Origin of the sequence: Longimicrobium sp. (genome assembly GCF_036399255.1) — a bacterium.
Lineage (GTDB): Bacteria > Gemmatimonadota > Gemmatimonadetes > Longimicrobiales > Longimicrobiaceae > Longimicrobium.
The window spans coordinates 94328-109122 of record NZ_DASWNM010000173.1 but is presented as its reverse complement, the minus strand read 5'-3'; the positions used below and the strand labels follow the sequence as shown (position 1 = coordinate 109122).

General features: G+C 69.3%; 11 protein-coding genes. All 11 read right to left on the bottom strand.

What is annotated here, in order from left to right; translation table 11 throughout:
* Positions 1–85: 85 nt before the first annotated feature.
* The gene (locus tag VGC13_RS32855; protein ID WP_331129594.1) at positions 86–283 is read right to left on the bottom strand and encodes a hypothetical protein; all 198 of its coding nucleotides are present in this window, start codon (positions 281–283) and stop codon (positions 86–88) included.
* A gap of 688 nt (positions 284–971) precedes the next feature.
* On the bottom strand, positions 972–1592 hold the full coding sequence (locus VGC13_RS32850) for a single-stranded DNA-binding protein (protein WP_331129593.1): 621 nt from the start codon (positions 1590–1592) through the stop codon (positions 972–974).
* Between the two features lie 75 nt (positions 1593–1667).
* Entirely contained in the window at positions 1668–2165 is a 498-nt protein-coding gene (gene rimI, locus VGC13_RS32845; RefSeq protein WP_331129592.1) for a ribosomal protein S18-alanine N-acetyltransferase, read from the bottom strand.
* A complete protein-coding gene (gene tsaB, locus VGC13_RS32840; protein WP_331129591.1) occupies positions 2165–2869 on the bottom strand; it encodes a tRNA (adenosine(37)-N6)-threonylcarbamoyltransferase complex dimerization subunit type 1 TsaB in 705 nt (234 codons plus the stop codon). The genes rimI and tsaB overlap by 1 nt, the downstream gene beginning before the upstream one ends.
* Positions 2866–3327, bottom strand: coding sequence for a tRNA (adenosine(37)-N6)-threonylcarbamoyltransferase complex ATPase subunit type 1 TsaE (tsaE, locus tag VGC13_RS32835; protein ID WP_331129590.1), 462 nt, complete (start codon positions 3325–3327; stop codon positions 2866–2868). Before tsaE ends, tsaB begins: the two co-directional genes overlap by 4 nt.
* Positions 3328–3334: 7 nt before the next feature.
* Positions 3335–5383 (bottom strand): excinuclease ABC subunit UvrB, encoded by a 2049-nt coding sequence (uvrB, locus tag VGC13_RS32830; protein ID WP_331129589.1) that lies wholly within the window; start codon positions 5381–5383, stop codon positions 3335–3337.
* A gap of 455 nt (positions 5384–5838) precedes the next feature.
* The gene (locus VGC13_RS32825) at positions 5839–8073 is read right to left on the bottom strand and encodes a bifunctional (p)ppGpp synthetase/guanosine-3',5'-bis(diphosphate) 3'-pyrophosphohydrolase (RefSeq protein WP_331129588.1); all 2235 of its coding nucleotides are present in this window, start codon (positions 8071–8073) and stop codon (positions 5839–5841) included.
* Between the two features lie 129 nt (positions 8074–8202).
* Positions 8203–8949, bottom strand: a complete 747-nt coding sequence (gene radC / locus VGC13_RS32820; protein ID WP_331129587.1) for a RadC family protein — start codon at positions 8947–8949, stop codon at positions 8203–8205.
* A gap of 925 nt (positions 8950–9874) precedes the next feature.
* On the bottom strand, positions 9875–13144 hold the full coding sequence (secA, locus tag VGC13_RS32815) for a preprotein translocase subunit SecA (protein ID WP_331129586.1): 3270 nt from the start codon (positions 13142–13144) through the stop codon (positions 9875–9877).
* Positions 13145–13160: 16 nt separating this feature from the next.
* Positions 13161–13736, bottom strand: coding sequence for a nicotinate-nucleotide adenylyltransferase (nadD, locus tag VGC13_RS32810; protein WP_331129585.1), 576 nt, complete (start codon positions 13734–13736; stop codon positions 13161–13163).
* An 11-nt stretch (positions 13737–13747) separates the two neighbouring features.
* The gene (locus VGC13_RS32805) at positions 13748–14509 is read right to left on the bottom strand and encodes an outer membrane protein assembly factor BamD (RefSeq protein ID WP_331129584.1); all 762 of its coding nucleotides are present in this window, start codon (positions 14507–14509) and stop codon (positions 13748–13750) included.
* Positions 14510–14795: the final 286 nt, after the last annotated feature.

The following is a 14795-nucleotide window of genomic DNA, read 5'->3' as shown; positions in this document are numbered from 1 at the left end:
CTCGACCGGCTCGTCACAAAACGCAATTCGGGGCGGCTCTCCATCCAGAGCCGCCCCGAAGCGTATTCGCATCCGAAACGCTAACCTAGCGCACGTCGCGAGATCCGCCGGGAACAGAATCACCCCGCACGCCAATCACCTCTGGCGCATCGGGATCAACGTCTGCCATCGCCTTGCGTGAAAACCACCTGTGGACGCGATCCCTGGCCGCGAGCATGCGACTCAGGGCATCCTCTCGCGCATCGCGCATCGCACCGGCAGACTGGGTTGATTCGATGATCATGCTAGCCCCGGAGTTTCGGGAGGTCCATCGCCAAATATCGAACTGCGCCCTGCCGGAACGCAAGCGTAAAGCCAAGCTCCCTGTACCAGGCCTCAAGCCCGGGTGCCGGGTTTTCGATCCGGACCTGCGGAAGATCCAGGCCTGACGCGTAATACTCTGCCGCCGCCATCACGATCCGCGCAACGTGCCCCTGCAGAGGATGACCCTGAGGGCGTCCCTCCATGTAGCGAATCGTAAGATGGCTGTGCCCGCGCGGTACAGTGCCGATCGCCAGGCCGCAGAGCATGGACCCATGCCAGAGCGCGCAGTGGAAACTGCGGGGTTCCCGGCGGCAGAGCCGGTGCCACAGGTATGTCCAGTCGAAGCCCCCGTACCCGGATGGATGCCGTCCTTCCCACGTACGCGCAAAGGCGTTGAGGGCGGTCGCGTCGATGTCGCTGATCCGGACGTGAATCGGCGGGATCGCCGCGCATGCGTCATCCGCCGCGAGCGCGTGAGCCTGGCTGCGGATAAGAGAATGATCGGTATGTGGCACGGCGACACCGGGCAACGTCGAGGCTCCAAAGGAGCAAGCGTTGAGCGATCTCTGCGCAACGTTCCGGAGGGAAGCAGGCAGACTGCCCACTTCCCTCCAAAAGCCGCTCAGCGCCTGTCAGGGACAACTACGCGGACTGCCCTGAACGCCCCGTCAGAACGGCAGGTCGTCGTCGTCCTCGAAGGGCGGGGCCTGGAAGTCGTCGTAGTTGCCGCCGCCACCCGCGCCGCCGCCGGCACGCCCTCCACCTGCGCCACCGCCGGCCCCACTCCCGCCGCCACGCTGGCCGCCGCCCCCGCCCCCGCCGTACGATCCGCCGCCACCACCACCGCGGCCGCCACCGCCACCTCCGTATCCGCCTCCCCCACCCCCGCCACCGCCGTAGCCGCCGCCACCGCCACCGCCGCCGTAGTCACCGCCGCCGCCGCCACCGCCCTCGCGGCCGCCGCCCAGCATGATCATCTCCTTGAGATTGATCTCGGTGGTGTACTTGGTGACGCCCTCCTTGTCCTCGTACTGCCGGTACTGGATCTCGCCCTCCACGTACAGGCGGTCGCCCTTCTTTACGTACCGCTCCACCACGTCCACCAGACGGCCCCACACCACGATGCGGTGCCACTCCGTCTTTTCCTGTTTCTGCCCGCTCTGGTCGTTCCAGGTGCGGGTGGTGGCCAGCGAAAACTGGCCCACGCGCTGGCCGCTGCCGGTGGTGCGGATCTCCGGGTCCTGCCCCAGGTTGCCGATCAGGATCGCCTTGTTCAAGCTGCGAGACACAGCTCCTCCTTCATTCCCCCAAGTGAACAGAGTAGACGGCGGGACGGCCTATCTTACCGGGAGCCGGACTGCCTGTCAAGAAAAATCTCCTACGCGGAGACGCATCACGAGCGCGTCCTCCGTGGGAAGCGAGTAGTACCGGGGCCGCCGCCCGACCACTATGAAGCCACGCTGGCGGTAAAGGGACTGAGCCTCCTGGTTCGACTCCCGCACCTCCAGGTAGCACTCGTGGGCGCCGCGCCCCTGCACCCGCTCCACCACCGCGTCCACCAGCGCCCCGCCGATCCCCGCACCGCGCGCCGAAGGCGACACCGCCACGTTCCCCAGTTCCGACTGGTCGATCACTGTCCAGCACGCCGCGTAGCCCGCCAGGCGGCCGTCCGGCAGCTCCGCCACCAGCAGGTCGGTGTCGGAGCGCTTCATCAGCCCGCGAAAGGTGACCTCCTTCCACGGCGTGCTGAAGCACTCGCGCTCGATCTCCAGCACGCGCGTCAGGTCCGCCTCGCGCAGCGGGCGAATGCGCACCCGCGGCGCGGGCGCCACCCCGGCCACCGTCTCGGCGGTGGAGGCCATCAGCCGGCCCCTCGCGCCGCGGCGATGCGCTCCACCCCCGCCGCGCGCACGTAGTCCGGCTCCCACGCGGCGGGGTCCTCCACCCGCCCCGCGTCGGGCGCCACGCGCGCCAGCCACAGCAGCCCCGCCGCGGGGGAGCGCTCCTCCCCCACCACCGCGTCCGCGCCGAACGCGTCCGCCAGCAGGGCGCGGTGCAGCGCGGCGCCCTCGCCCACGAAGCGCACCGGCAGCCCGCGCAGCCGCTCCGCCAGCGCGTCGATCGAGAGCGCCTCCACCCCCAGCACCTCCTCCACCCCCGCCCCGAAGCGCCAGCACCCGGCAAAGACCTCGCGGTTGCGCGCGTCGAACAGCGCGCACACGGGCACCTCGCCGTCCCGGTGCGCGGCCGCGGCGGCCAGCAGTCCGGAATACGCGTACAGCCGGATCCCCAGCGCCCGCACCATCCCCTTGGCCGTCGCCGCCGCGATGCGCAGCCCGGTGAACGACCCCGGCCCGCCGCCCACCACGATGGCGGATAGCTCCGCCGGCGCCAGCCCGGCTGCGCGCACCGCCCGGTCCACCGCCGGCAGCAGCGCGGACGAGGCGTTGGCGTGCGCGGTGACCGTCTCTTCCGCGGCCAGGCAGCGGTCCACCTCCAGCGCCACGTACGCCGCGCGCGTGGAGCTGTCGACGGCCAGCACCGCCTCGCGCCCGCGCCCCTTCACGCCGCGCCTCCGTCCATCGCGGGGAGCGGCGATGCATCGCCCACGGCAAGCGCGAGGACGCGGCGGGTGTCCGGGTCGCCCTCGTCCTCGATCCGCACCTCCCAGCGCGGCGACGGCAGCAGCGCCTCGGCGCGCTCCGGCCACTCGATCATCACCAGGTCGTCCGCCCCGCCCAGCTCCCCCCACCCCAGCTCCCACACCTCGTCGGGCCGCTCCAGGCGGTAGAGGTCCAGGTGGTGCACCTGCACGCCGCGCGGCGTGTCGTAGCGAAAGACCAGGTTGAACGTGGGCGAGGGCACGTCCCCAACGACGCCGGCCCCGTGGGCCACCGCGCGGGCCAGCGTGCTCTTGCCCGCGCCCAGGTCGCCGCGCAGGGCGATCACCAGCGGCGTGCGCGCCTCCGCGCCGATGCGGCGGCCCCACGCCGCCAGCGCCTCTTCCGTCAGCACCGCCTCCATCCTCCCGTCACCCCCGCAGCGCGCTGACGGAGCGCCGCTGCGGCCCGGGCCTGGCGCCGTCCATCTCGGCCTTGAGCTCCAGATACTGGTCGCGCAGCACCGCCGCGCGCTCGAAGTCCAGCTGCGCCGCCGCGTCGCGCATCTCCTGCTCGATGTCCTTCAGCATCTCCGGCAGCGGCTTCTTGCCCGCCGCCGCCCGGCGCTCCGCCGCCTGCGTCGCCCCCGCGGCGGGGTCCGGCGCCTTGGTGCGCGCGTCGGCCACCCGCGTGCTGCGCTCGATCTCGTCCACCGACTTGAACACCGACTGGGGGATGATGCCGTTGGCCTCGTTGTAGGCACGCTGCAGCACCCGCCGGCGGTCGGTCTCCTCGATCATCCGCTGCATGGAGCCGGTCACCTTGTCGGCGTACAGGATGGCCGTGCCCTGCACGTTGCGGGCGGCGCGCCCCACCGTCTGGATGAGCGAGCTGCTGGAGCGCAGAAAGCCCTCCTTGTCCGCGTCCAGGATGGCGACCAGCGAGACCTCGGGCAGGTCAAGCCCCTCGCGCAGCAGGTTGATCCCCACCAGCACGTCGAACTTGCCCAGCCGCAGGTCGCGCAGGATCTCGACCCGCTCCAGCGACTGGATGTCGCTGTGCAGGTAGCGCACGCGAACTCCGTTCTGGTGCAGGAAGTCCGTCAGGTCCTCCGACATCCGCTTGGTCAGCGTGGTCACCAGCACCCGCTCGTCGCGCGCCGCGCGGATGCGGATCTCCGCCAGCAGGTCGTCCACCTGCCCGCGGACGGGGCGCACGTCGACGACGGGGTCCAGCAGGCCGGTGGGGCGGATGATCTGCTCCACCACCACGCCGCCGCTCTGCCGCACCTCGTACTCGCCCGGCGTGGCGCTGACGAAGATGGCGCGCGGCACCAGCTCTTCCCACTCCTCGAACTTCAGCGGCCGGTTGTCCAGCGCGCTGGGGAGGCGAAAGCCGTGGTCCACCAGCGTCAGCTTGCGCGCGCGGTCGCCGTTGAACATCCCCCCGATCTGGGGGACGGAGACGTGGCTCTCGTCCACCACCACCAGGAAGTCCTCGGGAAAGTAGTCGAACAGGCACGCCGGCCGCTCGCCCTCGGCCCGTCCCGCGATGTGGCGCGAGTAGTTCTCGATCCCCGAGCACGTCCCGATCTCCAGCATCATCTCGATGTCGAAGTTGGTCCGGCTCTCCAGCCGCTGCGCCTCGAGCAGCCTTCCCGCCCCCAGCAGCTCCTTCAGCCGCTCGTCCAGCTCGCGGCGAATGCGCTCCACCGCCCGCTCCAGCTTGTTCTTGGCCGTGACGAAGTGCGTGGCGGGAAAGATGGCGGCCCGCGTCATGGTGGCGATGGTGTCGCCCGTCAGCGGGTCGAAGCGCGAGATGCGCTCGATCTCGTCGCCCCACAGCTCGATGCGCACCCCCTGCTCCTCGTACGCCGGGTACAGCTCCAGCGTGTCGCCGCGCACGCGAAAGTTGCCCCGCTCGAACGCCGCGTCGTTGCGCTTGTACTGGATGGCGACCAGCCCCTCGACGATCTTCTTGCGGCTGATCTCCTGCCCCACGTTCAGCACCAGCATCTGCGCGCGGTACTCCTGCGGGTCGCCCAGGCCGTAGATGCAGCTTACGGACGAGACGATGATCACGTCGTCGCGCTCCATCAGCGAGCTGGTGGCGCGCAGGCGCAGCCGCTCGATGTCCTCGTTGATCGAGGAGTCCTTTTCGATGTACGTGTCCGTGCTGGGGACGTACGCCTCGGGCTGGTAGTAGTCGTAGTAGCTGATGAAGAACTCCACGGCGTTCCGGGGAAAGAACGTCTTGAGCTCGCCGTACAGCTGCGCCGCCAGCGTCTTGTTGTGGCTCATCACCAGCGCCGGCTTGCCGTGCCGCGCGATGGTGTGGGCAATGGTGAGCGTTTTGCCGGTGCCCGTGGCGCCCAGCAGCGTCTGGTACTTGTCCCCGCGCGCCAGCCCTTCCGACAGCTCGTCGATGGCCCGCGGCTGGTCGCCGGCGGGAGAGAAGGGAGACACCAGTTCGAACGGCATGACACCTCGTCGGGAGACTGCTGAAAGGAACGCAGGTAAACGTTCCTGCTACCCCGAACGGAAGCCGAAGTTCACAGCGATCCGGCGGCAGGGTGTACGCTCGCAGGTGGGGCGCCCCGCCGCAAGGTGCGTGCACGTTTACGACAGGCGTCTGCGTGATACGGAATCCGCGGAAACAACACCTTGATGGGTACAGAGGAACAGAGTCAGACAGAGAAAGCGAGTGGAAGCATGATCTCGTTTCCTCTGTCTGACTCTGTTCCTCTGTACGATCATTCTTTTTCAGGATCTGGTATAATCAACACAGGATCCGGCTAAACAATCGGTGTCGTTCAGTTCCTCTGTGGCCTCTGCGCCCTCTGGGTGAGCCAGGTCTTTTCCACAACGGACCGCGGCCCGGCAGAGGGTTTCCTCTGCCGGGCCGCGGGGTGGTCGATCAGGAAGAAGCGCGGAGGCTACGCGGGATCGTCCCCCACTTCGCCCAGATCCGTCTGCTCGCGCCGCTCCACCCGCACCACGCCCTTCACCTTTTTTACGGCGGTCAGCACGCGGTTCAGGTGCGCCAGGTTCTCCACCTCGACCACGAAGTCGCCCCGCATCCCGTGCTGGTCGGCGTTGATGTCGGCGCTCTTGATGTTGGTGTTGGTGGCCGAGATGGCGCTGGCGATGTCGGCGAACAGGCCGCGGCGGTCGCTTCCCTCCATCCCCAGGCGCACGAAGAAGCGGTCGGCGCCGTCGCCGTCCCAGTCGATCTCCACCCGCCGCTCCGGGTGCTCGCGCAGCTGCAGGATGTTGGGGCAGTCGATGCGGTGCACGCTCACCCCGCGCCCCCGCGTCACGTAGCCGATCACCTTGTCGCCCGGCACCGGCTGGCAGCACTGGGAGTAGCGCACCATCAGGTTGCTCATCCCCTGCACCCGCAGCGGCGCCGTGGCCTGCTCGCCGCGCACCCGCGACACCAGCCGCTCGAACGCCGAGGGCGGCTTGGGCGGCTCCTCCACCGTCTCGGGCCACAGCGCCCGCATCACCGCCGAGGGCCCCAGGTCGCCGCGGCCCAGCGCGGCGAACAGGTGGTCGGCGTCGGGGAGCTCCAGCCCCCGCGCCGCCTCGCCGAAACGGTCTTCCGACACCTTTTCGCGCCGCGCCTTGCGGATCTCGCGCTCGATGAACTCGCGCCCCAGCCGGGCGCTGTCGCCGAACTCTTCTTCCTTGATCCACTGGCGGATCTTGTTGCGCGCGCGGGCCGTCTTCACGAACGCCAGCCAGTCGCGCGAGGGGCGCTGCTTGGCGTCGGTGAGGATCTCCACCTGGTCGCCGTTCTTGAGCTCGCGGGTGATGGGCGTGAGCCGCCCGTTCACCCGCGCGCCGTTGCAGTGCAGCCCCACCTCGGTGTGCACCGTAAAGGCGAAGTCGATGGGCGTGGCCCCCTTGGGCAGCTGCTTCACGTCGCCCATGGGGGTAAAGACGAAGATCTCGTCCTGGAACAGGTCGATGCGGAGGAATTCCATGAACTCCTCCGGCTCGCGCGTCTCCTGCTGCCACTCCAGCACCTGGCGGAACCACGTGAGCGTCTCGTCCACGTCGTCGCCGCTGGGGCGGGGGCCGTCCTTGTACTTCCAGTGCGCCGCGATGCCGTACTCGGCCGTGCGGTGCATCTCGCGCGTGCGGATCTGGATCTCGTACAGCCGCCCGCCCGGACCAAAGATGGTCGTGTGCAGCGACTGGTACATGTTGCTCTTGGGCGTGGCGATGTAGTCGTGGAACCGCTCCGTGAGCGGCGTCCAGCGGTTGTGGGTCACCCCCAGCGCGTGGTAGCAGTCGGCGATGGTGTCCACGATCACCCGCACCGCCATCAGGTCGTAAATCTCGTCGTAGTTCTTTTCCCGCTGCACCATCTTGCGGTAGATGGACCACAGGTGCTTGGGCCGCCCCGTCACCTCGCACTCGATCCCCGAGCCGCGCAGCTCCGCCTCCAGCGGCACCCGCAGGTTCTCGATCCACTCCTCGCGCTCGCGCCGCTTTTCCGACACCCGGCGGGCCAGCTCCTTGTACGGCTCCGGCTCCAGGTACTTGAAGCAGAGGTCCTCCATCTCCCACTTGATGGCGGCCACCCCCAGCCGGTGCGCCAGCGGCGCGTAGATCTCGCGCGTCTCCAGGGCGATGCGGCGGCGCTTCTCCTCGCGCAGCCAGTCCAGCGTCCGCATGTTGTGCAGGCGGTCCGCCAGCTTGATGAGGATCACGCGGGCGTCCTGCGCCATGCTCAGCAGCAGCTTGCGGAAGTTCTCCACCTGCTGCTCGGTGCTGGTGCGGAACTGCACCTTGGCGATCTTGGTGAGCCCGTCCACCACCGTGGCCACCTCGTCGCCAAAGGCGTCGCGCACGTCGTCCAGCGTGGCCGAGGTGTCCTCGACCACGTCGTGGATGAGCCCGCCCGCGATGGTGGCCGAGTCCAGGTGCAGCTCCGCCAGCACCCTGGCCACCTCGATGCAGTGGACGATGTAGTCCTCGCCCGAGTGGCGCTTCTGCCCCGCGTGCGCCATGGCGCTGAACTCGTACGCCCGCGCGATCATGTCCAGGTCCAGCCGCTCCGCGAACGGCTGCACCGCCTCGAACAGCTCCGGGGGCAGGATGGCGCGGGCGTGCTCCAGCGCCCCGTCGGCGCCCGGGAGCGCGGCGGCGTGCGTGGCCATCAGCCCTCCCCCGCGGCGGGGACGCGCGCGCCCGGCCACGCCGCCCGGGGGGCGGCGCGGGGGGAGCGGGGCGGCAGCGGACGTGCGGAGTCGCTCATGCATAGCAATGTAAGCGATCAGGGCGCTCCGTCACCACCCCGCCGCCGCCATCAGCCCCGCCTCGGAAAACGACGTGTACCGCCCCTCGCCCACGATGATGTGGTCCAGCAGGACGATGCCGAGCACCTTGCTGGCTTCTTCCAGCCGCCGGGTAAGGTCGCGGTCCTCGGGCGAGGGGGCGGGCTCGCCGCTGGGGTGGTTGTGCAGCAGCACCACGCTGTGCGCGCCGGTGCGGAGGGCGCAGGCGAACACGTCGCGGGGGTGCACGTCCACGGCGTCGACCGTGCCCTGCGCCACCCGCTCGATGCCCAGCAGCTCCCACTGGGCGCTCAGCATGACCACGCGAAACTCCTCGTGTGCCAGGTCGCGCATGCCCAGGTGCACGTGCTCGAACACGTCGCGGGGGCACGAAAAGCGGTGCGCGTCGCGCCGCACCTCTTCGGTGGCGCGGCGCCCCAGGTCCAGGGCGGCCAGGATCTTGGCGGCCTTGGCCGGCCCGATCCCCGGCACGCTGCACAGCGCGGAAAACGGCGCCGTGACGATGCGGCGCAGCGGCTGCCGGTCGCGCATCCGGGGATCCTCGTCTTCGCCCTGCAGCGCCCACGCAAGCAGGTCGCCGGCCACGTCCATGGCCGAGCGCGCCGGCCGGTCGTCGGCGGCGGGCATCCCCGTCTCGATGAGCAGCGCCAGCAGCTCGCGCGAGCTCAGCGACCGCGGCCCCAGCGTGCGCAGCCGCTCGCGTGGCCGGTCGCTGACCGGCCACTCCTTGATCTTCATCACCCCGTATCCGGGCGCACGGCGACAGGCGACAGCGGGCATGGCAGGCTCCAGGCTCCTTGGGTTACCGCAGCTTCTCACGTTATACCGAATAAAAGCCGAATATAAGATATGGACGTCGTGCCCGTATCACCAGACCCAATTTGGAGCGCTCCCGCTGCGCCAGACGCGGCATGAAGTGCGGAAGTGCGGAAGTGCGGAAGTGCGGAAGTGCGGAAGTGCGGAAGTGCGGAAGTGTGGAAGTGTGGAAGTGCGGAAGTGTGGAAGTGCGGAAGTGCGGACACCGCCCGCCGGTCCGGCTACCACAACAAGCAGCAGGGTTTCGCAAAGACGCGCGGCAGGTGGAGGCGCAGGCGGGTCCAGTGCGTCGCCGAAAATCCGCTTTTCTCAACACGGAGGAAGCAGAGGAAGCGGAGTGGTTTCTCTGCTTTCTTCTGCTTCGCTGCGTGAAACCACTCTTTTGCCGTCCAGGCGGCCGATGGGCTCCACCGACCGCGCCTGATATGAGAGGGTGTTGCTAAACCTCAAATCCATAACGAAGCGGTGACTTCCTGAGGGAGCGCACCACGGGTACCCAGAAGCTACACAACCGCCCGCGCGCGACCGAAGGACCTCGTCTCGGTGGCGCAGGGGCCAGATCAGGGCACGGGACCAGCCCCGTCGTTCTGCTGGCGAGGTCCTTCGGTCGGCGCGAAGGTGCAGCGTACAAGTGAGTTGCGGGGCGGCGCCTCCCTCAGGAAGTCAATCACGCTGGGAGGTTGGCAACACCCCCTGAAACGGAGAGAACCCCGGGACACCGTCGTCCCGAGGCTCTCTCGTGTGATGGACTGCAGGGCCGTTGCAGGCTGTCCCCTGTAACCTGTCCCCTGTCCCCTCCAGTCCCGCTATTCCCTATTCCCTATTCCCTATTCCCTATTCCCTGCCCCTACGCATTCCGCCCGTGACACTGCTTGTACTTCTTTCCGCTTCCGCACGGGCAGGGATCGTTACGCCCCACCGTGACGGCCGCCGGGGCGGGGGCGGGGGTTTCCTCGCGGTTGGTGCGCATGGCCTGCTGCCGCGGCGGAACCGCCATCCCGGGGTTCACGCCCAGCGACGGGCGCCGCGGCTGCGGGGGCGACGGGGGCGGCGGCGGCATCTCGTTCGCCTCTTCGGCCACGCCCAGCTCCCCGTCGGGCGTGGGGCCCGAGAAGGTCATGGGCGGCGGCGGGGGCAGCGGCGCCGCCGGGGCCAGCTGCGCACGGAACACGAACTTGGCGATGGCGGCGTACATGTCCGTCATCAGGTCCTCGAACATGTCGTACGCTTCCTTCTTGTACTCCAGCAGCGGGTCCTTCTGCCCCCACCCCCGGAAGCCGATCGAGGCCTTCAGGTGGTCCAGATCGTACAGGTGGTCCTTCCACTTCTCGTCGATGGTGGAAAGCACCACGAACCGCAGCACCGCGTCCGCCGCCTCGCCAAAGCGGTCCAGCTTGTCGTGGTACTGCTCGCGCGCCCGGTCGACGACGTACTCCTCGAGCTCGTCGCGCGACGCGAAGCGGTCGCCCACGCCGCCCTCGGCGGGAAGGCGGTCGGCGTTCACGAAGAAGTCCAGCATCAGCCGCTGGCGCAGCCCCGACAGGTCCCACTCGTCGGACGCGGCGCTGGCGGAGGCGTACTCGTCCAGCATCGGCGGGACGGCCCGCTCGATCATCTCCCACACCTCGCCCTTCAGCTCTTCGCCGCCTTCCAGGGCAAAGGTGCGCAGGTCGTAGATGACCTCGCGCTGCTGGTTCATCACGTCGTCGTAGTCAAGCAGACGCTTGCGCGCCTCGAAGTTCTGCATCTCGACGCGCTTCTGCGCGCCGCCGATGGAGTTGGTGATCCACGGATGCGTGATCACCTCGCCCTCCTCGGCGCCCAGGCGGTCCATGATGGCCGCGATGCGCTCCGAGCCGAACAGGCGCATCAGGTCGTCTTCCAGCGACAGGAAGAACTGCGACGCGCCGGGATCGCCCTGGCGGCCGGCGCGGCCGCGCAGCTGCCGGTCGATGCGCCGCGACTCGTGCCGCTCGCTGCCGATGATGTGCAGCCCGCCCGTCTCGATGACGTAGCTGTCGGGCTGGGTGGCCAGGTCCACCACCGCCTCCGGGTCGGGCGAGGTGCTGAGCGCCTTCAGGTCCAGCCCCCGCGCCTTGGCCCAGGCGATGGTGCGCGGCTCGGTGACGCCCGCGCCCAGCTTGATGTCGGTGCCGCGGCCGGCCATGTTGGTGGCGATGGTCACCGCCCCCGGCTGCCCCGCCAGCCGCACGATCTCGGCTTCGCGCCGGTGCTGCTTGGCGTTCAGCACCTCGTGCGTCACCCCGGCGCGCTTCAGCATGCGCGACAGCGTCTCCGACACGTCCACGCTCACCGTGCCCACCAGGACGGGAAGCTCCATGACGTGCAGGCGGCGCACCTCCTCGACGATGGCGTTCAGCTTTTCGCGCTTGGTCTTGTAGACCAGGTCGTGCCGGTCCTGCCGGGTGATGGGACGGTTGGTGGGGATCACCATCACGTCCAGCGTATAGATCTGGTGGAACTCGCCCTCTTCCGTCTCGGCGGTGCCCGTCATGCCGCCGAGCTTGTCGAACATGCGGAAGTAGTTCTGGATGGTGATGGTGGCCAGCGTCTGCGTCTCGGCGCGCACCGCCACACCCTCCTTGGCCTCGACCGCCTGGTGCAGCCCGTCGGACCAGCGCCGGCCGGGCATCATGCGGCCGGTGAACTCGTCCACGATCATCACCTCGCCGTTCTGGATGACGTACTGCTCGTCCCGGTTGAAGAGCGTGTACGCCTTGAGCAGCTGGTGGATGACGTGGATCTTCTCGCTCTTTTCCGCGTACTCGCGCTCCAGCGCCTCCTTGGCCTCGCGCTTCTCGTCCAGCCCCAGCGAGGCGTCCTCCTCCACCCGGTGGATGGCCTCGGAGATGTCGGGGACCACGAACGCGTCGTGCTCGTCGGGGGCCAGCACGTCCAGCCCCTGGTCGGTCAGGTGGATGGTGTGCCCCTTCTCGTCCATCGAGTACAGGAGGTTCTCCTCCAACTCGTGGACCTTCTTGTCCATCATGTAGTCGCGCTCGACCTTGCCGATCACCCGCACCAGGCCGGGGTCGTCGGCCAGCATCTTGTGCAGGCGCTTGTTGCGCGGCGAGCCGCGGCGGGCCAGGAACAGCTTTTCGCCCGCGGCGTAGCTGTCGCCCCCCTCCAGGTCCTTTTCGGCCTGCGCGATCAGGTCGTTGACCAGGCGCGTCTGCCGGCGCGCCAGGTCGGCCACCGACGGGTTGTAGCGGGCGTACGCGGCGTTGGTCTCGGTGCCCACCGGGCCCGAGATGATGAGCGGCGTGCGCGCCTCGTCGATGAGGACGCTGTCCACCTCGTCGACGATGGCGTAGTGATGCCTGCGCTGCACCCGGTGCTCCAGCTGGTGCACCATGTTGTCGCGCAGGTAGTCGAAGCCGAACTCGTTGTTGGTGCCGTAGGTGATGTCGGCGTGGTAGGCCTCGCGGCGCTCCGGGGTGTTGGGCTCGTGCAGGTCGATGCACCCCACCGTGAGGCCCAGGAAGCGGTACAGGTGGCCCATCCACTCGCTGTCGCGCTGCGCCAGGTACGAGTTGACGGTCACCAGGTGCGCGCCCCGCCCGGCCAGCGCGTTCAGGTACAGGGGCAGGGTGGCGACCAGCGTCTTGCCCTCGCCGGTGGCCATCTCGGCCACCTTGCCCTGGTGCAGCGACATGCCGCCGATGAGCTGCACGTCGTAGTGCACCATGTCCCAGACGAGGGTCTGCCCCGTCACCTGCACCTCGGTGCCCACCAGCCGGTGCGCCGCGGCCTTGACGGTGGCGAACGCCTCGGGAAGGATCTCGTCCAGCACCCCCTCCAGCTCGGCCTTCAGCCGGCGCTCGGCCGCGCCCATCCGCTGCGACAGCGCCTCGCGCTCGGCGGCGTCCTCGCTGCTGCGCCGGGCGGCGCGCAGGTCGGCCAGCTCGGCTTCGGCGTCGGCGGTGGCCTCGCGGATCACGGCGCGGAACTTTTCCGTCTGCCCCCGCAGCTCGGCGTCGGACACGCCCTTCAGGCGCTCGAACTCGCGGTTGATCTCGTCGACGATGGGCTGCAGCCGCTTGAGCTCGCGCTGGTGGCGCGTGCCGAACACGGCCTTGACGAGGGACTTCAGCATCTCGCTTCCTTGCCTATCAACGGGAATGGCCCCCGTACAGCCGCTCCCGCGCGATCACCTCGCGCACGGCTTCGGGAACCAGGTATCGTATGCTCAGGCCCGCCGCCACGCGGCGGCGCACCTCGGTGGACGAAAGGTCCACGCGGGTCACGGGCACGGGCACGGCGGGGAACGCCGGGTCCGCGGAAAGCTGGTCGCCGGCGCGCGACATCACCGCCAGCGTGGCCAGCCGGGCGATCTGGTCCGGCTCGCGCCAGCGCGGCAGGTCGGCCAGGTTGTCGGCCCCGGTGACGAAGAACAGCGCGGCGCCGGGCTCGCGTTGGCGCAGCGCGCGCAGAGTGTCGACCGTGTACGAGGGGCCGGTGCGGCGCAGCTCCAGGTCGTCCGCCGCGAAGCGCGGGTCGCCCTGGATGGCGGCCCGCACCATCTCCAGCCGCAGCTCCGGCGCGGTGCGCACCGGCTTGAGCGGGTGCACGGCCGAGGGAATCCACAGCAGCCGGTCCAGCCCCAGCGCGTCGCAGGCGTCCGAGGCCGCCGTGAGGTGCCCCAGGTGCGGTGGATCGAACGCGCCGCCGTACACCCCCAGTCGCACGGACCGCGCCGTCAGCGCCCTGCCGAATCGGCCGGGGCGGCTGCCAGGCCGCGGGCCTCGGGGCTCTGCGGGTACTCGCGCAGCAGCCGCTCGCGGGTGGCCGTGCGCTCCTCGCGGTACCCCATGCGGTCGTAGGCCTCCGTCAGCCGGAGCAGCGCGGTGGCGGCCCACGGCGTTTCGGGAAACTGCGTCACCACGTCGTTGAAGTACACGACGGCGGCGTCGTACAGTCCGCGGCGAAAGTAGAAGTGGCCGTTCCCGTATGCCTTTTCGGCAAGCTTGCCCCGCATCTCGGCCACCCACTGCTGCGCCTGCTGCGCCTGCGGGGTGCCGGGGTAGATGGAGGCGAACGACTCGCAGTAGGTGATGGCGGCCGTGGTGTACTCGGGGTCCAGCTGCGGCCGGGGCGACAGGCGGTGGTACGCGTCGCACAGGCCGAAGCGTGCGTCGGAGGCCTCGGGGTCGCGGGCGAACTCGGTAGCCACGCGCAGGAACTGGGCGGTGGCGCTCACGTACTGGCGCGTCTCCAGGTACGAGCGCCCCAGCGCCATCAGCGCCCCCTTGAGCCGCGGGTCGGCCGCGGCGTTGGGGACGAACTGCGCCAGCAGCTCGGCCGAGCGGCCGTACTGGCCGGCGGTGTAGGCGGCCATCCCCTGCGCGTACGCCGACTCGACGGTCAGCGGCGGGGGGGTGCGGAACATGGCGCAGCCGGGCACCGACACGGCCACGAGGAGGGCAAGCGCGGCCCTGCGGATAGGTCTGGAATCGATCATGGGCTGCATGTACCCGCGGCAGGCCCGCAGGTTCAAAGGTCCGCGGAAACCCCGCGCTACGGTGTTTTTCGCGGCCCGTCCGGGCGCATGCGAAACGGGAGAAGATAGACTTTCGGCACCGCCGCGGCAACCCGCCGTGAGCGCCGGCGGTTCCTACCAGATCCGAAAAAACAACACCTTAAGGGTACAGAGGAACAGAGTCAGACAGAGAAAGCGAGGGGAAGCATGATCTCGTTCCTCTGTCTGACTCTGTTCCTCTGTACGATCAATTCTTTTACGGGATCTG

Excerpts from the sequence above, each read along its gene's own strand:
- VGC13_RS32825 (WP_331129588.1), bottom strand. The coding sequence starts at position 8,073 with ATGGCCACGCACGCCGCCGCGCTCCCGGGCGCCGACGGGGCGCTGGAG.
- secA (WP_331129586.1), bottom strand. The coding sequence starts at position 13,144 with ATGCTGAAGTCCCTCGTCAAGGCCGTGTTCGGCACGCGCCACCAGCGC.
- radC (WP_331129587.1), bottom strand. The coding sequence starts at position 8,949 with ATGAAGATCAAGGAGTGGCCGGTCAGCGACCGGCCACGCGAGCGGCTG.
- VGC13_RS32855 (WP_331129594.1), bottom strand. The coding sequence starts at position 283 with ATGATCATCGAATCAACCCAGTCTGCCGGTGCGATGCGCGATGCGCGA.
- tsaE (WP_331129590.1), bottom strand. The coding sequence starts at position 3,327 with ATGGAGGCGGTGCTGACGGAAGAGGCGCTGGCGGCGTGGGGCCGCCGC.
- uvrB (WP_331129589.1), bottom strand. The coding sequence starts at position 5,383 with ATGCCGTTCGAACTGGTGTCTCCCTTCTCTCCCGCCGGCGACCAGCCG.
- VGC13_RS32805 (WP_331129584.1), bottom strand. The coding sequence starts at position 14,509 with ATGATCGATTCCAGACCTATCCGCAGGGCCGCGCTTGCCCTCCTCGTG.
- rimI (WP_331129592.1), bottom strand. The coding sequence starts at position 2,165 with ATGGCCTCCACCGCCGAGACGGTGGCCGGGGTGGCGCCCGCGCCGCGG.